Source organism: Burkholderia sp. BE17 (assembly GCF_009362305.1).
Taxonomy (GTDB): domain Bacteria; phylum Pseudomonadota; class Gammaproteobacteria; order Burkholderiales; family Burkholderiaceae; genus Burkholderia; species Burkholderia pyrrocinia_C.
In genome coordinates, this window is sequence record NZ_WHNU01000031.1 from 99192 (window position 1) to 118112 (window position 18921).

At 59.4% G+C, this 18921-nt stretch carries 18 protein-coding genes and 1 rRNA gene; 9 read left to right on the forward strand and 10 right to left on the reverse strand.

The genetic code is table 11. The annotated features are described in order from the left end of the window. Nucleotides 1-14: 14 nt before the first annotated feature. The gene (locus GD429_RS41660) at nt 15-140 is read left to right on the forward strand and encodes a hypothetical protein (protein WP_256980637.1); all 126 of its coding nucleotides are present in this window, start codon (nt 15-17) and stop codon (nt 138-140) included. A 249-nt stretch (nt 141-389) separates the two neighbouring features. Here GD429_RS41660 and GD429_RS25235 read toward each other — a convergent pair whose 3' ends face one another. Together GD429_RS25235 and GD429_RS25240 are read right to left on the reverse strand one after the other, a co-directional pair. Continuing rightward, nucleotides 390-905 (reverse strand): hypothetical protein, encoded by a 516-nt coding sequence (locus GD429_RS25235; RefSeq protein WP_152860902.1) that lies wholly within the window; start codon nt 903-905, stop codon nt 390-392. Beyond that, nucleotides 902-2104, reverse strand: a complete 1203-nt coding sequence (locus tag GD429_RS25240) for a DUF6402 family protein (RefSeq protein WP_193727189.1) — start codon at nt 2102-2104, stop codon at nt 902-904. The genes GD429_RS25235 and GD429_RS25240 overlap by 4 nt, the downstream gene beginning before the upstream one ends. 429 nt (nt 2105-2533) lie before the next feature. Between GD429_RS25240 and GD429_RS25245 the strand changes: the two genes are divergently transcribed. Further along, the gene (locus GD429_RS25245) at nt 2534-2953 is read left to right on the forward strand and encodes a hypothetical protein (protein WP_152860904.1); all 420 of its coding nucleotides are present in this window, start codon (nt 2534-2536) and stop codon (nt 2951-2953) included. Between the two features lie 92 nt (nt 2954-3045). Here the strand turns inward: GD429_RS25245 and mnmE are convergent, their stop codons facing one another. Further along, nucleotides 3046-4440, reverse strand: a complete 1395-nt coding sequence (gene mnmE / locus GD429_RS25250) for a tRNA uridine-5-carboxymethylaminomethyl(34) synthesis GTPase MnmE (RefSeq protein ID WP_152860906.1) — start codon at nt 4438-4440, stop codon at nt 3046-3048. Between the two features lie 338 nt (nt 4441-4778). On the opposite strand from mnmE, the gene GD429_RS25255 reads away from it, so the two are divergent. After that, complete coding sequence (locus tag GD429_RS25255) at nt 4779-5213, forward strand: transcriptional regulator (protein ID WP_047899365.1); 435 nt, start codon at nt 4779-4781, stop codon at nt 5211-5213. Nucleotides 5214-5339: 126 nt separating this feature from the next. Here GD429_RS25255 and yidC read toward each other — a convergent pair whose 3' ends face one another. From yidC to rpmH, 4 genes are all read right to left on the reverse strand, one after another. Beyond that, on the reverse strand, nt 5340-7007 hold the full coding sequence (gene yidC / locus GD429_RS25260; RefSeq protein ID WP_152860908.1) for a membrane protein insertase YidC: 1668 nt from the start codon (nt 7005-7007) through the stop codon (nt 5340-5342). Between the two features lie 8 nt (nt 7008-7015). Next, nucleotides 7016-7282: a membrane protein insertion efficiency factor YidD gene (gene yidD / locus GD429_RS25265; RefSeq protein WP_152860910.1), complete on the reverse strand. Its 267-nt coding sequence runs from the start codon at nt 7280-7282 to the stop codon at nt 7016-7018. A gap of 75 nt (nt 7283-7357) precedes the next feature. Then, nucleotides 7358-7819 carry a ribonuclease P protein component gene (gene rnpA, locus GD429_RS25270; protein ID WP_321574862.1) on the reverse strand — a complete coding sequence of 154 codons (462 nt, stop codon included), beginning with the start codon at nt 7817-7819 and terminating at the stop codon, nt 7358-7360. 15 nt (nt 7820-7834) lie between these two features. Next, nucleotides 7835-7969 carry a 50S ribosomal protein L34 gene (gene rpmH / locus GD429_RS25275; RefSeq protein ID WP_004198824.1) on the reverse strand — a complete coding sequence of 45 codons (135 nt, stop codon included), beginning with the start codon at nt 7967-7969 and terminating at the stop codon, nt 7835-7837. 421 nt (nt 7970-8390) lie between these two features. On the opposite strand from rpmH, the gene dnaA reads away from it, so the two are divergent. The 5 genes from dnaA (at nt 8391) to GD429_RS25305 (ending at nt 16060) form a co-directional block, all read left to right on the forward strand. Continuing rightward, entirely contained in the window at nt 8391-9968 is a 1578-nt protein-coding gene (gene dnaA, locus GD429_RS25285; protein WP_152860914.1) for a chromosomal replication initiator protein DnaA, read from the forward strand. A 169-nt stretch (nt 9969-10137) separates the two neighbouring features. Continuing rightward, nucleotides 10138-11244 (forward strand): DNA polymerase III subunit beta, encoded by a 1107-nt coding sequence (gene dnaN / locus GD429_RS25290; protein WP_006756934.1) that lies wholly within the window; start codon nt 10138-10140, stop codon nt 11242-11244. 191 nt (nt 11245-11435) lie between these two features. Continuing rightward, a complete protein-coding gene (gene gyrB / locus GD429_RS25295; RefSeq protein ID WP_152860916.1) occupies nt 11436-13910 on the forward strand; it encodes a DNA topoisomerase (ATP-hydrolyzing) subunit B in 2475 nt (824 codons plus the stop codon). A 288-nt stretch (nt 13911-14198) separates the two neighbouring features. Beyond that, the gene (locus tag GD429_RS25300; protein WP_152860918.1) at nt 14199-14630 is read left to right on the forward strand and encodes a very short patch repair endonuclease; all 432 of its coding nucleotides are present in this window, start codon (nt 14199-14201) and stop codon (nt 14628-14630) included. 59 nt (nt 14631-14689) lie between these two features. Continuing rightward, nucleotides 14690-16060, forward strand: a complete 1371-nt coding sequence (locus GD429_RS25305; protein WP_152860920.1) for a DNA cytosine methyltransferase — start codon at nt 14690-14692, stop codon at nt 16058-16060. Here the strand turns inward: GD429_RS25305 and GD429_RS25310 are convergent. Continuing rightward, entirely contained in the window at nt 16025-16867 is an 843-nt protein-coding gene (locus GD429_RS25310; RefSeq protein WP_193727190.1) for a hypothetical protein, read from the reverse strand. The two genes, GD429_RS25305 and GD429_RS25310, sit on opposite strands and share 36 nt — an antisense overlap. Before the next feature lie 448 nt (nt 16868-17315). Beyond that, the gene (locus tag GD429_RS25315; protein ID WP_152860922.1) at nt 17316-17993 is read right to left on the reverse strand and encodes a hypothetical protein; all 678 of its coding nucleotides are present in this window, start codon (nt 17991-17993) and stop codon (nt 17316-17318) included. A gap of 244 nt (nt 17994-18237) precedes the next feature. On the opposite strand from GD429_RS25315, the gene GD429_RS25320 reads away from it, so the two are divergent. Continuing rightward, entirely contained in the window at nt 18238-18525 is a 288-nt protein-coding gene (locus tag GD429_RS25320; protein ID WP_034179401.1) for a hypothetical protein, read from the forward strand. Nucleotides 18526-18805: 280 nt separating this feature from the next. On the opposite strand, the gene rrf is transcribed toward GD429_RS25320, so the two are convergent. Further along, nucleotides 18806-18918, reverse strand: a 5S ribosomal RNA gene (gene rrf / locus GD429_RS25325). Nucleotides 18919-18921: the final 3 nt, after the last annotated feature.

Consider the following 18921-nt stretch of genomic DNA (forward strand, 5'->3'; position numbering starts at 1 on the left):
AGCAGGTGAGCGCCATGAAGAAAACCCTTTTGCTGATTGCCGGCGTCGCCGTGTTGCTGAGCGGCTGTATCGTGGTGCCTGACGGTGGTGGGTATTACGGTGATGGCGGGTATTACCACCATCATCGGCATTGGGATTGACGCGGGTGAGGGTCCGGACGCGTCGATCGGCATGCTTGCCGATGCGGGATCGACGATCCGGATCGCCACGCAATCAGGCCGGCGTGGTCAGTTCGGCATGCATCAGAAATACCTGTAGCGCGGCGAGCGTTTCGTAGTGGAGACACTTGAGGCGGGCATCCTGTTCGAGTCTTCGATCAGAGTGTCGTCGGCATCCAGTTGGTACGGTTCGCCCAGCAGTTCGTGAATCGTCGACATCGACGTGATCTGCTACGGGAGTCGCGCAAGCATCTTGTCAAGAAAGGTCGGCGGCAAACTGATTTCACCGAGATCTAGCTCTTCGCGGTACATCAATGTCTCTTTTCCCCAATGGAGCTTAACGGGTATGCCCGATGTGTCTCGATACGTTCGTTCGGCAATAGGGCGCGCCCCCCCCTCATCGTACAGTCTGAGAACGATCGTATCTCCGAAATAGCAGTATCCAGCCCAATAACCGCCATGCGGAGAGCGCTCGCTGTTTCGCTGACTCTGATCGCAAATCGCACGCAGTTGTGCATCCTTCCAGTAGCTCCAGGTGATGCCAAGGGCAACAACTATAGAAACTACCGCGAAGGTTCGTCGAATTAAAATTCCGACCTCCTCCGCAATAGCGCCCCCCCAACCGCCCGGCTTGGATAAGATCGAATGCAGCAATCGCACCAGAAAAGCAAGCGCGACGACCGGTAATATTACAGTCAGAAGAATTACCATCATGGCGATACCGGTTTCGTTGATGGTCGCGCTCATGCGAATCGAAGTTTAATAGGTTCCCGCAACCTGACGTAACGGTAGTCGGAAAAAATAACGAAATCACCACCACGATGATAGCGCTTCTGCCATTGACGAAACGAGTTGTTCCGGACAGGGTAATAAACGTTCCCTGGTACTCGCATGTCGCCAACCGCAATGGGGTAATCTATCCATGGGATGCCCGCCGCCCCAGCAGCCACTGAAGCGGGTACGATGGCGGCACCGTTTCTGTTCCAGTGCCCGAGATATTGCGATGGTTGCCCCGCTTCTGTAGTGAACGTGTAATTGTCCTTGATGTAAATTATAATAGAGGTGATCGTCACATGACTGCCATCTTGATTGAAGTACGCATAACCGATTGCAGCGTAAAAACCAAATGAACCAAGTGCGCCAGTCAGATCATCCGGTATTCCACCATTACGCACTCGCTGAGCAAAGAACGTTTCAATCTTTTGACTGAGCGAGCTTTCCACTCCTGCGCGCTGGAACTGAAAGCGCCTGTGCAGTTCCTTCAAATCTCCGTTGCAAAGGCCTAGAGCGTCGATCTCTCTATACGAAGCCCTGAGCGAGAACAGTGCATTCCCAATTGCGTTCATCGAGTTCCGAGTAAGCAAGTATTCTATCTGTTGCAAGGCATCATACTGCACCTTTGCTCGCTCATATTTAAGCACCCAGTCAAGCTTGATTGTCTTTGTGTCGTACATTTCGGGCGGATATGGCTCGCCATCCTGATTGATATAAGCCATCTCATCACCATCGGTTGGCGAATAGTTTAGCGAGCCGGCAAACCACCGCTCCATCAACTTTGCCGAGATAGGCATCCAAAGCTTACGCATCGCGCCTGGAATCTCCTGAATATCAAACGGCGGTACGAATTCCTTCTTTTTTGTGATCGGGGCAGGACTAGGAATTTCCGGTGGGTCGGGCGTGTTCAGCCAAGTCTTGAAGCGTGAAATCGCATCGGCTATCCGAGCAATGTCATCAACCATTTGATCCAGTGTATCGGGCTTCGGGGATTTTGGTGCAGGTTTGGTCGGCACCGCCTCCGATGCCGGTCGTTTTGGCAACGGTGGCGGATCCATATCCATCGATAGCGCGATATTGGGAACAATCTTGCAGCCGTCCGCGCCGTCGCGAAGCTTCCACCGCCAAAGCAATTTGCTTGCTATGTAGTACGGAATTTTCTCGTTCGTCATCGACTTTTATCCGGAGTATAGAAGAGAGCCGTACGGGCGCTTGTCGAGTGCGGCCTCAATCGGCGTGTATGCCGGGCTTTCCCCGCCTCAATGAAACGGACTCCGGCGATCTCCGACGAAATCAACCTGCTCGGTCAATCATCGAGCCAGCGGCATACCGATCAATTTCCAGTACATAAGGAAATCCATCATGAATATGACAGAGACCCGACTGGACTCGGAGAGAGAATCGCTTGTGCGACATGGTGAAATGAGCCGCCGATTGCCAACACATCAAGCACCATGGTGCGTCGAACGGCGACTCCACGCACACGGAGAATACTTGCGAATTGTCACGGCCGGTCGCGGCTTGCAGTGCAAGGCTGCCGAGATTTTGGCATCGCCCCCGACAAACGATATGCTCATGGTATTCCTACGGACCAATCTTCCATGAGCAATACGCAAAATAAATCGAGTAACAAATCACCTCAAAGTACTTTTGCAGTTTCCAGAGTTTCCCGCACACTGCTCGTTATTGTGCTTATCGTTTTTTTCGCCATTGATCGCACACCGTACGGAGAAGAGTGCAGAAAATCGACATCCCCGGACGGAACATATATTGCCAATCTATGCCTGCTAACCCGGGTTCCGGGCGGAAATCCCCAGTACGCTGGCCGCGTATATAGTGCGCAAACCGGAAAATTGCTGGCTCAACATACATTTAGCACACCTGTTCCGGAAATTTCCTGGCATAGCTATAGTGACGTATACGTATCCTTTTCAAGGGGTGACGGCGGCGATAACTCTGTTTATATATCGCTGCCTCCATTGCTTAGCGACAGACTATTAGCAGCGCGTCCGCGCTTGTAAAACGACTCTGCGCCGGCCCGTTTGATGATCGCCACGCCGACGGCCGTCCAGGCAACGGCAGACCATTCTCGCCTGCAACTTTTTGCGACCGCTCACTTCCCGATACAAAACCTGCTGAAAATCACCCCCAGCAGATCATCCGAGGTGAACTCCCCGGTAATCGCATTGAGCTGTTCCTGCGCGAGCCTCAGCTCCTCGGCAAACAGATCGAGCGACTGCGCTCTTTGCTCCGCATGATCCGCCGCCTGCGCCAGATGCTCCTGCGCCGCTCGCAATGCGATCAGATGCCGCTCGCGCGCGAGATACACGCCTTCGGCTCCCGCCTGCCACCCCGCGATCCGCAGCAGTTCCGCACGCAGCATGTCGATCCCGTCGCCGCGCTTCGCCGACAGATGCACCTCGGTCAGATCGCCTTCCGCAGCCGGATGCTCGACGCGGGCCGGCACGCCGGTCAGATCCGTCTTGTTCAGCACGCGCACCACCGGCACGCCGCCCGGAAACCGCGCTGCGATCGTCTCGTCGTCCGGCGTCAGCCCCGTGCGCGAATCGAGCAGGTGCAGCACGACGTCCGCGCGCTCGATCTCGCTCCACGTGCGCGCAATCCCGATTCGCTCGACTTCATCCTCCGTCTCGCGCAACCCGGCCGTATCGATGATGTGCAGCGGAATTCCTTCGACCTGGATCGTCTGCGCGACCTTGTCGCGCGTCGTGCCCGCGATCGGCGTGACGATCGCCAGCTCCGCGCCGGCCAGCGCATTCAGCAGCGACGACTTGCCGACGTTCGGCTGCCCCGCAAGCACGACCGACAACCCTTCGCGCAGCAGCGCACCCTGCCGCGCATCGCCAAGCACGTGCGCGAGCTGCTCGCGGATCTTCGCGAGCTTGCCGCGTGCATCGGCCGCTTCCAGGAAATCGATCTCCTCTTCCGGAAAATCGAGCGTCGCCTCGACCAGCATCCGCAGCGTGATCACGTCTTCGACGAGCGCATGGATCTGCCGCGAAAACGCGCCATCAAGCGAACGCCCGGCCGAACGCGCGGCGGCCTCGGTGCTTGCCTCGATCAGGTCGGCAACGGCCTCGGCCTGCGCGAGGTCGAGCTTGTCGTTCAGGAACGCGCGCCGCGTGAACTCGCCCGGCTCCGCGAGCCGCAGCCCGAAACCGCGCCCCGCATCCAGGCAGCGCTGCAGCAGCAGCTGCATCACGATCGGCCCACCATGCCCCTGCAGCTCGAGCACATGTTCACCGGTGTACGAATGCGGCGCCGGGAAATACAGCGCGATCCCGCGGTCGAGCGGCGCGCCGTGCTCGTCCAGGAACGGCACATAGCTCGCATGGCGCGGCGCGAGCTTCTGCCCGCACAACGCGTCGATCAGCGGCCGCGCGGCCGCCTCGCCGCCGCGCCCGAACGACACGCGGACGACGCCGATGCCGCCCCGGCCGGCAGCAGTGGCAATGGCGACGATCGGATCGGAATCGGTAGCGAGCATGGGAATCGGATGAATCGGGTAATCAGGCAATGAGTGGTGCGCCCGCGCAACAGTTCGGGCATCGGAACGCCGGCATTGTAGCGTGCCGGCTCACACGCCACCGGACGCCACGCGGTATTCGGACTCGCCCGAATTTATCCCACCGGGGATAAGTCGAGTATCAGTCCAGCGTGATGACACAGCCACCGTTTCGGACGAGTATGCCTGCCGGAGCGGGCTGACACGGCGTCCCTCAATTCCGCGGCTCATCCTGCGCAAGCCCGGGATTAGTCCGAATGAGATACGTTTATCCCATATGGTTGTCTGAAACGCATCGGTGGAATTGCACAATCTCCCCCATGCCGACATCCGAAGAAAAAGCCGCGTTCTCGGAACGCCTGAAATTCGCCCTGCGGCGCAGTCCGGAGAAGGTCACCGGTGCGACGGAGCTTGCGAATCGGTTCAATCTGCGCCACCGCGGAACGCATCCCGTTTCGCCGCAAACCGCGCACAAGTGGCTGACGGGCCGCACGATTCCGACGTCGGACAAACTCGAAACGCTCGCCGAATGGCTGCGCGTCGAACTGCACTGGCTGCATTACGGGCCGTCGCCGAGCGTGATCGAACACCCGACGCCCCAACCGTTGCCGCGCGACGAGCGCTATCCGCCGACGCCCGAGACGATCGAACTCGCGTCGAAGATCGAGGCACTGTCTCCGCATCAGCGCTACCTCGTTCAGGAACTGGTCGAGCAGTTCTACGGCGAACCGAAAATCGAAGCGAAGAAAGCCTGACCGGGAACGGCACGCGCAACGCACACCGCGCGCCGCCGCCGAGAAACAAAAAAAGCCGCATGGGCGAACCATGCGGCTTTTTTACGTGCATCGCGGGCGGCTCGCCGCCCACGGATGCGACGGGCGTCAGGCCGGTTTCTTCTTGACCCCGCCGAGCTTGCGCGTGATGTAGTACTGCTGCGCGATCGACAGCACGTTGTTCACGACGTAGTACAGCACGAGGCCGGCCGGGAAGAAGAAGAACATGACCGAGAACGCGATCGGCATGAACTTCATCATCTTCGCCTGGACCGGGTCCGGCGGCGTCGGGTTCAGGCTCGTCTGCACGAACATCGACACGGCCATCAGCACCGGCAGGATGAAGAACGGATCGCGCTGCGACAGGTCGTGAATCCACAGAATCCACGGCGCACCGCGCATCTCGACCGACGCGAGCAGCACCCAGTACAGCGAAATGAACACCGGGATCTGGATCACGACCGGCAGGCAGCCGCCGAACGGATTGACCTTCTCGGTCTTGTACAGCTCCATCAGCGCGGCGTTCATCTTCTGCGGATCGCTCTTGAAGCGTTCGCGCAGCGCCTGCATGCGCGGCGTGATTTCCTTCATGCGCGCCATCGACTTGTAGCTCGCAGCCGACAGCGGGAAGAACACGGCCTTGATCAGCACCGTCAGCAGCACGATCGCCCAGCCCCAGTTGCCGACGTAGCCGTGGATCTTCTCGAGCAGCCAGAACAGCGGCTTCGCGATGATCGTCACCCAGCCGTAGTCCTTCACGAGTTCCAGGCCCGGCGCGATGCCTTCGAGCATGCGCTCTTCTTCCGGACCGGCGAACAGGCGTGCCTGCACGTCGGCCGACTGGCCCGGTGCGATCGCGGCGACCGGCTGCTTCACGCCGACGCGATACAGCGTCGGATCGATCTTCTCAGCGTAGATGTCGCGCTTCGTGCCCTGCTGCGGAATCCAGGCCGACGCGAAGTAGTGCTGCACCATCGCGACCCAGCCGTTGTCGGCGGAGGTCACGTAGTCGGCCTTGTTCTTGTCGAGGTCGCTGAAGTTGATCTTCTGGAAGTGCTTCGCGTCCGTGTAGACCGCCGGCCCGAGGAACGTATGCGAGAACATCGGCGTTTCGACGGCCGTGTTGTCGCGGACGAGTTCCATGTAGACCGTCGGCGTGACAGGCGCCGTGCCGACGTTGTCGATCTTGGTATCGACGCCGATCACGTAGCTGCCGCGCGTGAACGTGTAGGTCTTCACGACCTTCACGCCGCCCTTCACCGGCGATTCGAACGACAGCTTCAGCGCGTTCTGGTCGCCCGTCATCGACGTCGAGCCGGTGTTCACCTGCGTGTAGACGTCGTTGTGATTCGGGAAGTCGCCGCCGAGCAGGCCCGAGCGTGCGAGATACGTGTGGCCGGCCGTGTGGTCGAACAGCGTGATGTACAGGTCGGGCTGCTTGCCGTCGCCCTGCTTCTTCAGCGTCAGCTTCGCGAGCGTGCCGCCGCGCGTGTCGATTTCGCCGTCGTACACGTCGGTCGAGAACTTCACGAGCTGCGCCTGGGCGGCCGGTGCCGTCGTCGACGGTGCGGCGCCGGCTGCGGCGGCAGGCACTTCACCTGCGGTCGTCGTCGTCGCGCCCGTGCCCGATGCGCCGCCGGCAGCGGCCGCGGGGGCAGTCTGCGTGGCGCTCGGGAAGAACATCGACGGGCGTCCATGGGAACGCTGCCAGTTGTCGTACAGCATGACAGCTGACATGAAGAAGATCACCCATAGGACGGTGCGTTTGATATCCATGCGTTGTCTCAGAGTCGATGGGACCGCGCGTCGGCTTCGCCGCGAGCGCGATTGTCGGAGTTGGGCGGCGGGACGAGGTCGATGCCGCCCGCGGAAAACGGATGGCATCGGCACACGCGCCTGACGGCGAGATACGTGCCGCGCGCGGCGCCATGATACTGGATTGCCTCGCGCGCGTAATCCGAACAGGAAGGATAAAAACGGCAACGGTTGCCGAGCAGGGGGCTCACGGCAACCTTGTAGAAGCGCAGCAACGCGATCAAGACCGTTTCCATACCTTGGGCGACGCCGTTCGGCGCCGCGTCAAAACCGGCCGGGCGGGCGCGAACGCCGCACCGCGAACGGATGCGTCACTCGGACGCGGGCTTCGACGCACGGCGCGCGATTTCCCGGACTGCCCTGTCGAGCAGCTCGCGGATCTCGGCCGCGCACATCGCCGCGAGCGGGGCGGAAGCCGCGCTCGGCAGCGCTTTCTTGTCGAAGCGCGTGTGCTGCCGCAGCAGCAGGTCGTAACCGGCGAATTCAGCCTGGCGCAAGCGAAACGCGTCGCGCGCCAGCCGCTTCACGAGATTACGCGTGACTGCACGCGGCGCATACTTCTTGCCGACGACGAGCCCCAGACGCGCGGGCTCACCAGTCGGCTTGCCGTAAATCACGAAGTGCGCGGAACGCCGCCAGGGGCGCAAACGAAAAACGGATGAAAATTCATCCGTTTTCAGAAGTCGCGCAGCTTTCGGGAAGGCGGCTTTCGTCTGCGACGGATTCGCACCCGGCTCGACGGCACCTTCCGCGGGACTGCGGACGGCGGACACAGCGCGCAACCTGCCTTAGATGGCGAGGCGCTTGCGGCCCTTCGCGCGGCGAGCGTTGATGACCTTGCGGCCACCTGCCGTCTTCATGCGGACACGGAAGCCATGGGTGCGCTTGCGGCGCGTCACGGACGGTTGGTAAGTACGTTTCATGATGTTCTCACTTGTTCGAGAATGTCGAAATTCAGGGGACCGCGTGCCCTTAACCGGAGGCATTCGGGCGAACGCAATCGCCGGGAATACAGGATTGGTTTTCGCGGAACCCGCTATTTAAACCGTTTTTCTCTTGACGGTCAATACTTTACGAGTCACGCGCCTGTGCCGGCCCGCGCCGATCCGGCCCCGCGACCCACAATCACAGCCTGTGGATAAGTCCCGCTGTGGCCGCGTTTGGCGTTAGAATCTCGCCTTATCTCCAAGAATCCCGCACGCCGCCCCGGCTCCCGCCTGCCTCTCCACGACTGTGACGCAGGCGTCCGAGGCACGCTCGCACGACCGCTTCGGGCCTTGTTGCGCCATCGCGACAAGGGCGCCGGCGAGCCGCGCTGTGCATGCAAAAAACGACAGCTACTTGATGAACGATTTCTGGCAACACTGTTCCGCACTGCTGGAGCGCGAGCTGACGCCCCAGCAGTACGTGACGTGGATCAAACCCTTGGCCCCGGTGGCCTTCGATGCGTCGGCGAACACGCTGTCCATCGCCGCGCCGAACCGCTTCAAGCTGGACTGGGTCAAGAGCCAGTTTTCGGGCCGGATCTCCGATCTGGCCCGGGATTTCTGGAACGCGCCGATCGAAGTCCAGTTCGTCCTCGATCCGAAGGCCGGCATGCGCAGCGCCGCAGCCGGCGCCGCGTCGGCAGCCCCGCGCGCGCCGCTGCAGCCGAGCGGCCCGGCCGCCACGGTGGCCGCGATCGCCGCCAACCTGACCGCGCATGCCGCGGCTGCGCCCGCCGCGCCGGCCGACGTGCCGATGACGCCGTCGGCGGCCGCCGCGCACCACCTGAACGCCGACGACGCCGACATCGACCTGCCGAGCCTGCCCGCGCACGAAGCGGCCGCCGGCCGCCGCACGTGGCGCCCGGGCCCCGGTGCCGCACCCGCCAATGGCGGCGAAGCCGATTCGATGTACGAGCGCTCGAAGCTGAACCCCGTACTCACGTTCGACAACTTCGTGACCGGTAAGGCCAACCAGTTGGCGCGCGCCGCCGCGATCCAGGTCGCGGACAACCCCGGCATCTCGTACAACCCGCTGTTCCTGTACGGCGGCGTCGGCCTCGGCAAGACCCACCTGATCCACGCGATCGGCAACCAGCTGCTGCTCGACAAGGCCGGCGCGCGGATCCGCTACATCCACGCCGAGCAATACGTGTCGGATGTGGTGAAGGCGTACCAGCGCAAGGCGTTCGACGACTTCAAGCGCTACTACCACTCGCTCGACCTGCTGCTGATCGACGATATCCAGTTCTTCTCCGGCAAGTCGCGCACGCAAGAGGAATTCTTCTACGCGTTCGAGGCGCTGGTCGCGAACAAGGCGCAGGTGATCATCACCAGCGACACGTATCCGAAGGAAATCTCGGGTATCGACGATCGCCTGATCTCGCGTTTCGACTCGGGCCTGACCGTCGCGATCGAGCCGCCCGAGTTGGAAATGCGCGTCGCGATCCTGATGCGCAAGGCGCAGTCGGAAGGCGTGAACCTGTCTGAAGATGTCGCGTTCTTCGTCGCGAAGCACCTGCGCTCGAACGTGCGCGAACTCGAAGGCGCGCTGCGCAAGATCCTCGCGTATTCGAAGTTCCACGGCCGCGAGATCTCGATCGAGCTGACCAAGGAAGCGCTGAAGGACCTGCTGACCGTGCAGAACCGGCAGATTTCGGTCGAGAACATCCAGAAGACCGTCGCCGACTTCTACAACATCAAGGTCGCCGACATGTATTCGAAGAAGCGTCCCGCGAACATCGCGCGGCCGCGGCAGATCGCGATGTATCTCGCGAAGGAACTCACGCAGAAGAGCCTGCCGGAAATCGGCGAGCTGTTCGGCGGGCGCGATCACACCACCGTGCTGCACGCGGTGCGCAAGATCGCCGACGAGCGCAGCAAGGATGCGCAGCTCAATCACGAGCTGCACGTGCTGGAACAGACGCTGAAGGGCTGAGCGCGCGGGCGCGCTTGATAATTCGGCATCCGCCCCAAATTAAGGGGGGCGGTTCGGTTTTGAGGCACAATACTGGTTTGACCGCCCCGGCGGTGGTGGGCCAAGAGCCCGGCTGGCGGGGCGCTGCGAGGCTGCTGCGCTGCAGGCCGTTACTCAACGAAGGAACTCTATGCAACTGGTCAAGACCGAACGAGACACCCTCCTCAGGCCGCTGCAAACGGTCAGCGGCATCGTCGAACGCCGCCATACGTTGCCGATCCTCGCCAACCTGCTGATCACCAAGAACGGCCCGGACGTTTCATTCCTGTCGACCGACCTGGAGCTGCAGATCACCACGCGCGCCGATTTCGGCGTCGGCGGCGACCAGGTGGCCACCACCGTCGCGGCCCGCAAGCTGCTCGACATCCTGCGCGCGATGCCTGACGGCCAGGTCACGCTGTCGCTCGCCGACAAGCGCCTCACCGTGCAATCGGGCAAGAGCCGTTTCGCACTGCAGACGCTGGCGGCCGACGAGTTCCCGACCGTCGCGCAGGCGAAGGATTTCGGCGCGACCCTCACCGTCCCGCAGAAGTCGTTCCGCCAGCTGCTCGGCATGGTGCACTTCGCGATGGCGCAGCAGGACATCCGCTACTACCTGAACGGCATGCTGCTCGTCGTCGACGGCGACCAACTGATGGCCGTGGCCACCGACGGCCACCGCCTCGCGTTCTCGTCGATGAAGCTCGAAGGCGGCACGTTCGGCCGCCAGGAAGTGATCGTCCCGCGCAAGACGATCCTCGAGCTGCAACGCCTGCTCGAAGACATCGACGACACCGTCACCATCGACATCGCGCAAACCCAGGCCAAATTCACGTTCGGCCAGGTCGAGCTCGTGTCGAAACTCGTCGAGGGCAAGTTCCCCGACTTCCAGCGCGTGATCCCGAAGGCGCACAAGAACACGTTCGAGATCGGCCGTGAAGAACTGCAGCGCTCGCTGCAACGCGCGGCGATCCTGACCTCGGACAAGTTCAAGGGCGTGCGCTGCATCATCGCGCCGGGCCAGCTGAAGATCATGTCGACCAACGCCGATCAGGAAGAGGCGCAGGAAGAACTGGAAATCGCCTACCAGGGCGACACCGTCGACATCGGCTTCAACGTCACGTATCTGCTCGACGTGCTCGCGAACCTGAAGGTCGACACCGTGCAGGTGAGCCTCGGCGACGCCAGCTCGAGCGCGCTGATCACGGTGCCCGAGAACGACGAGTTCAAGTATGTCGTGATGCCGATGCGCATCTGACGCGCGCGACATCAAGACACACACCAGGGGGCGGCAAGCCCCTTTGGCGTTTTTATGGCGAACCGACAACCCGTCCTTTCGGTGCCTGACCGGCACCGTGGACGAGCCAGGAAACTGGAGCGGCCCGGCGATTTCTCGCTGAAACGCACCGCGCCGCCACTAGAGTGGCCTCGCAGAACCGGAAGATATCCATGAGTGAACAGCACAATTCGCAACCCGATAACAGCAGCTACGGCGCCTCGTCGATCCAGATCCTCGAAGGTCTGGAAGCGGTGCGCAAGCGCCCCGGGATGTACATCGGCGACACGTCGGACGGCACCGGTCTGCATCACCTCGTGTTCGAGGTGCTCGACAACTCGATCGACGAAGCGTTGGCCGGGTACTGCAACGACATCCACGTGACGATTCACGCCGACAACTCGATTTCCGTGACCGACAACGGCCGCGGGATTCCGACCGACGTGAAGATGAACGACAAGCACGAGCCGAAGCGCAGCGCCGCCGAGATCGTGATGACCGAGCTGCACGCCGGCGGCAAGTTCGACCAGAACAGCTACAAGGTGTCCGGCGGCCTGCACGGCGTGGGCGTGTCGTGCGTGAACGCGCTGTCGAGCTGGCTGCGCCTCACCGTGCGCCGCGGCGGCAAGAAGCGTTTCATGGAGTTCCATCGCGGCGTCGCGCAGGATCGCGTGCTCGAGATGGTGGACGGCGTGGAAGTGTCGCCGATGCTCGTGACCGGCGATACCGAGAACCGCGGCACCGAAGTGCACTTCATGGCCGATCCGACCATTTTCGGCACGGTTGAATATCACTACGACATCCTCGCGAAGCGGATGCGCGAGCTCTCGTTCCTGAACAACGGCGTGCGGATTCGCCTGACCGACCTGCGTTCGGGCAAGGAAGACGATTTCGCGTTCGCCGGCGGTGTGAAGGGCTTCGTCGAGTACATCAACAAGACGAAGACCAACCTGCACCCGACGATTTTCCACGCCAACGGCGAGAAGGACGGCGTGGGCGTCGAAGTCGCGATGCAGTGGAACGACAGCTACAACGAGAACGTGCTGTGCTTCACGAACAATATTCCGCAGCGCGACGGCGGCACGCACCTGACCGGCCTGCGGGCCGCGATGACGCGCGTCATCAACAAGTACATCACCGATAACGAAATCGCGAAGAAGGCCAAGGTCGAAACGACCGGCGACGACATGCGTGAAGGGTTGTCGTGCGTGCTGTCGGTGAAGGTGCCGGAGCCGAAGTTCAGCTCGCAGACGAAGGACAAGCTGGTTTCGTCCGAAGTGCGCGCGCCGGTTGAAGAAGTCGTGGCGAAGGCGCTGGAAGAGTTCCTGCTGGAAACGCCGCTCGACGCGAAGATCATTTGCGGGAAGATCGTCGAAGCCGCGCGTGCGCGCGATGCTGCGCGCAAGGCGCGCGAGATGACGCGCCGCAAGGGTGTGCTCGACGGCGTCGGCCTGCCGGGCAAGCTCGCGGACTGCCAGGAGAAAGACCCGGCGAAGTGCGAAATCTACATCGTCGAGGGCGACTCGGCAGGCGGCTCGGCCAAGCAAGGGCGTGACCGCAAGTTCCAGGCAATCCTGCCGCTGCGCGGCAAGGTGCTGAACGTCGAGAAGGCGCGTTACGACAAGCTGCTGTCGTCGGAGCAGATCGTCACGCTCGTGACCGCGCTTGGCTGCGGCATCGGCAAGGAAGATTACAACCTCGACAAGCTGCGCTATCACCGCATCATCATCATGACCGACGCGGACGTCGACGGTGCGCACATCCGGACGCTGCTGCTCACGTTCCTCTATCGCCAGATGCCGGACATGATCGAGCGCGGGTATGTGTATATCGCGCAGCCGCCGCTTTACAAGATCAAGGCGGGCAAGGACGAGCGGTATCTGAAGGACGATGTGGAGCTCAACGCGCACATGCTGCGGTTGGCGCTGCAAGGCTCGGAGCTGGTGCCTGGCGAGAATGCGGCCGTGATTTCCGGCGACGCGCTTGGGGAGCTGGCGCGGTCGTATCTGCTGTCGCAGAGCGTGATCAACCGGTTGAGCCGGTTGTATGACCCGGCCGCGCTGGAAGCGATCATGGACGGGGTTGCTATTGATCTCTCCAACGAGGCTTCTACGGAGGCTTCGGCTAAGGCGCTGCACGCTGCGTTGCATGATGAAGCGCTGAAGAACGAAGTGCGCGTGGTGCCTTCGTATGATCCGGTGCGCGAGCAGCGGTCGCTGCATGTCGAACGCACCCATCACGGGAATGTGCGGGTTTCGGTCATCGATCAGGAATTCCAGCACACGGCGGATTATCAGCAGCTCGTGGCCACCGCGAATACCTTCACGGGGCTTATCGGGGAAGGTGCTGTTATCAAGCGTGGTGAGCGCAGCATGGCTGTGAGCGACTTCAAGAGCGCGATGAAGTGGCTGCTTGCGGATGCCGAACGGAATGTTTCGAAGCAGCGGTATAAGGGGCTCGGAGAGATGAACCCTGGTCAGCTGTGGGAAACGACGATGGATCCGACGGTGCGGCGACTGCTGCGCGTGCAGATCGAGGATGCTATTGCGGCGGATGGGATCTTTACTACGCTGATGGGGGATGATGTGGAGCCGCGTCGGGCGTTTATTGAGAGCAATGCTCTGCGGGCTGGCAATATTGACGTTTGAGGTACAGTACCGAAGATTGGCAACCACAGCAGGGATGCTTCGGTGCCAATCTTCGACGCCCTCCGATCAGATGTTGAGTCCAGACCAACCGTCACCTCGTGTACGACCATGATACCGGCAGCAGCAATCTCTTCGGTATCGCCACCTCGGCCCTGTGATCGACTGCATGTCCGCAGAGTCTCCGCAAGCTTGATCCATGCGACGCCCCATTTCATCCGCGAGCAATTGTGACGTCGCCACCGATGGGCGCAACAATATGCAAGGCAATCGCCCTCTGCACTATGCCTAATGGCCGATACCCGTACCCCAGCCCAGCGCAGTAAGATCATGCGTGCGGTCGGAACCCGAAACACCGGGCCCGAGTTGACCGTGCGAAAGCTGCTGCATCGTCTTGGCTATCGGTATCGCTTGAACGTCCGCGGATTGCCCGGCACTCCAGACATCGTATTCGCTGGTCGCAAGAAGGTCATTTTCGTCCATGGCTGCTACTGGCATGGGCACAACTGTAAGAAGGGGGCGTTACCGAAGTCGTCCGTTGACTACTGGGGTCCCAAAATCCAAGCGAACCGAGATAGAGATGCCAGGAATGTTGCCGATCTAACCCAAGCCGGTTGGAGCGTGTTGACGGTATGGCAATGCGAACTACGGGACCTATCGGCAGTAGAAGAGACGTTGAGCTCGTTCTTGGGCCAAAGTGCAAAATTTCGATCGACTTGTTGACAACATTCCGGTACGATCCCGTTCTAATAATCTGATGCTGTGATAGGAAGAGAGTAACCATGAGCCGACCAATTGGAATCGACCTGTTCGCCGGAGCCGGCGGACTATCGCTCGGATTCGAGCAGGCAGGCTTCGACGTCGTTGCCGCCGTTGAAATCGATCCCATCCATGCCGCTGTCCATGAGTTCAATTTTCCTGATTGCGCTGTGATCCCTCTCAGCGTCGAAAAGCTTACTGGCGCGCAGATTCGAAAGGCCGCAGGAATCGGAAAGAAAAGAGTCGATGTGGTGTTCGGCGGTGCTCCTTGCCAAGGGTTTTCAATGATCGGGCAGCGCGCCCTAGACGATCCACGTAACGCACTCGTTCGGCACTTCGTCCGCCTAGTACATGAATTGGATGCTCAGGCATTCGTATTTGAGAATGTCAAAGGCATTACTGTCGGCAAGCACGCACAGTTCCTGAATGAGCTTATCGCGGAATTCTCATCCATTGGCTACGATATCCGTCTGCCATGGAAAATTTTGAATGCCGCGCACTTTGGCGCACCGCAGTTCCGTGAGCGATTGATCTTGATGGGCTGCAAGAAAGGAAGCGAGCTACCTGCTTACCCCGCACCAATCTTTCGACCGGCAGGCACTGAAGCCGATCTCGCAAAGTTGCCCGAAGGTCCGTCATGCTACGACGCCCTCAACGATGTTCCTGATGCCGAAGATTATGAAGAACTCCTAAGCTCGGATGCCGTGAAGGTGAAGTGGGGTAAACCGAGTGCGTATGCCAAAACTCTTCGCGGCACCGTTCGACCACCCTGGGATTTCTCATATTCACGCCAGTCCAATACGTCTGTTTTGACCAGCAGCATGCGCTCGGACCATACAGACATCTCCCGTCGTAGGTTCGAGGAAACCCAAGAAGGAACGGTCGAACCAATCTCTCGATTCTTCAAGCTGCCACGAACTGGCGTGAGTAACACTTTGCGCGCTGGAACCGACAGCGCCCGAGGCGCATTTACGTCACCGCGCCCAATACATTACAAATATGCTCGCTGTATTACCGTCAGAGAGATGGCGCGTCTGCACGGATTTCCAGACTGGTTCCGCCTCCACCAAACTAAGTGGCATGGCGCACGCCAAATCGGCAATTCCGTTCCACCGCCGCTCGCTCGCGCTGTCGCTGCACAAGTAATCGACGCGCTTGGGGTACAACCCACAGTACCCAACGATCCTGTGAAGCAAGGAAATGTCTCATTGCTGCAAATGGACATGGGGCAAGCATCGACATACTTTGGCATCTCCACTCCCATCGGCAAACGCGACAAGAAGGGCGCCCCCAAACGCAAACAATGGGATGACCGCGCAACGGATACGGAGCAACAGCAATCCGTTGGCGACAATCAACTAGATACCTTGGACGCGGGGACAGAGCTCGTATAACGCCTCCTGCTCTAGCTCTAACTCAGTAAAAATCGCGAGCTCGTTGCGCCTAATCGCCTTGAATTCTGCCAAGTAGATACCATCCGTAGTCGAAGTCATTGCGATAGGCACAACGAGATTTACTGGAGTCTCGTTGAACGCAGCCTTTACCTGCTGCATCACTTGTTCTTCCAGAATACGTTGATTTTTCTTTTTGGCCTCAGCAGTAATAATCATCTGCTGAGTCACTCCATTTTCGTCGCGATATTTTGCTGAGAATAGCGAATCGACTTCGCATAGTCTCAATTTTATACCGATCTGAAGATGAGTCAATTCGATAACATCGATTGGCGAGCGCAAAGCAAAGTGTGTCTCCACAACAGCTAGCTTTACAGCAACTTGGATGAGATAGGTTTCATCATCACGTCCGAGCGCTTTGCTATCTAACGGGATAGAAATACTCTGAATTTTGTGTGTCCATACTCCCTCATGATAGCCGAATCGATTCGGGAAGGGCTCATCCTGTCCAGCCTCGTAAGGAACGAACTCGAAGACGTTGCCATCCCCGGTAACCTGTCTTCCGCCATAACGGCGCGCCTTCAATCGATCAGGCCACATATTCGAGGCGTTACTTCCTCGAATAATATCTTTCATGAAATTCGCTGGATTCTTTTCCGAAAGAGTCGATCCTAAGTTCGCTCTGCACCACGCAATTGCGGTCACGACATCTTCGTTAGTCACAACTGTTCGACGCAACCGTTGCCCCACCGGATCCCACAACGTGTCGAAGATACGATCTATGACTGCAGGTTTTTGTGATTTTGCCATTTTCGTAAATTATGAAATGTAGCTACCTTTTCTTGTAGCAACATCTATTTTGTGCAAACACATCGCAATAGTAACGAACCACATCGGAGATTGCGACGCCCTGCATGTTACCAGCTACCAATGTTACTCGTATATTGAACAAAAACCCAAGCCTTTGATTTCACTGACACATACCTCTTTCGCACAATGAAGCATCGACCGGATGCCTTTCCCGTGATGTGAGCGGCGAGCCTACTAGCGTTATTGTTCAGAACATGTCATTCGCTTCCATCTACTACAACACTGCAGCCATCCGTTGGTCACGCGGAGAGTAACACTTGAAATGATCGACGTTCACGGTCGACAGAAAGCCGCCTTCCGATATCCCGCCATGATTCCTTGTGTAGCGTCCATGCTCCAGAACCAGACGGGTGGCACCATATCATTCATACCAAGCTCGACGCCCCCCTCATCGCTCTCGATATCGCTTGTCCCGCATTCGAATTGATTCAATCCAATCCTCCCGCTGCGTTGCGGTAAGGTAGGCGTTAGTCGACGATCGTCGCCCTTCGACGAACGTATCTTGCTCGGCCAAACTCAGACTTTCCCAGTATCGATCCCAGACGTTCTCGTACCAATACTGCGCATCTCCTTGCAGATTGTGAATCAGGGGGCCGAGCTCATACCACGCGATCCAGGGCGGTGGCGGATTGAATTTTGCCGCTGACACTGCACAAATGAGTTCGACGTCACTCGTCAGCAAACTGATCGTTTTTCCCGAGAAACGGTCAGCACTGGAGAAAAACGTACGAGTCGCATCACTCCGCCCGAACCAGTGCCGCCCCAAACGCTCATTGCCAGCCGCAACAAGATTGAAATAGACAGGGAAGTGTTCGACCTCAATATCCTGCGTCACACTAAACGCATTGATGCCGATGTGCCCCATCCACACGGCCCCAGGATAGTTCGGAAGAGGTGTGGACTGAAGCGCCGTCGGCGTACTCGCGAAGGTCTTGCGCAAGACATCCAGATCCGTATCGAAGAGTCGTACCGCTGCTGCTCTGTGCTCTTCCAGCAACGCTCGTGTGATGCGTTGATTCCGACGCTGGCGCACAAATTGATCGAACATCCGCTTCAACAACGACACGTAGTTCTCCTTGCCACTTGCCGACAATTTCGCCAACCGCAACCTCCGCTCCTCACGGTTCGGCAGCACGAAATTCTAGATGGCGGATGCACCCTATACCGTTCGGCTAGTTTGCACGTATTGGCCTCATCAAGCGTCTTTCTTCGCTTAAACTCGAACTGCATCACCGCAAAAAGCGCGGGCCGCATGGGCTGCCACCCATACGACCCGCTGACCACAACCAACTCGTACAAGGAGTCGGAAGATGGCTAACGCCTATAGTAAGTCACGTCCCAAGAAGCTCAAACGGTATCCCGAGGTTGAGCTGACCCTCGACAACAAGCCTGACCTTCCGCAGGATGGCCAGCCGTACATGCGATGGATGCGCGCCATCGACGCGCATTTCGAGATGTTCGGATTCAAACCGGGTGATCACGTCTATCTCGAGTTCAATTTCGACCTCCGAAAGGTCACCATCACGCCCGACCACAGCGCGCTGAACTGGCGAGAACAGCCCTACGGTCAGGCTGCCCAGGAAGACGAACCGGAATAAGCGGCAAGGGCCGCTTAGCGCGGCCCTTACTGCCTGGTGGTAGCTCAGCGTGAAGCGCTTCTTTCGGCGAGTCGCCATACGCCTTGGCTCAAATCCTGCGGCGTCCTTGCTGCAGTAACTTTAACAACCGTCACGACAAACAACAGAAAGTTGCGTTCCGGCCTTGCGGCCATCGGCGCATACAGCACGAGATACGTCCCATGCCGGATGCTCGACATGTATTTCCGCCGCGCCAATGCAAAAACCCCCGCCTTTCGGGCGGGGGTTTCTGGCTTAGGGAGCCTGACGATTACCTACTTTCACACGGGAATCCGCACTATCATCGGCGTAGAGTCGTTTCACGGTCCTGTTCGGGATGGGAAGGGGTGGGACCGACTCGCTATGGTCATCAGGCAA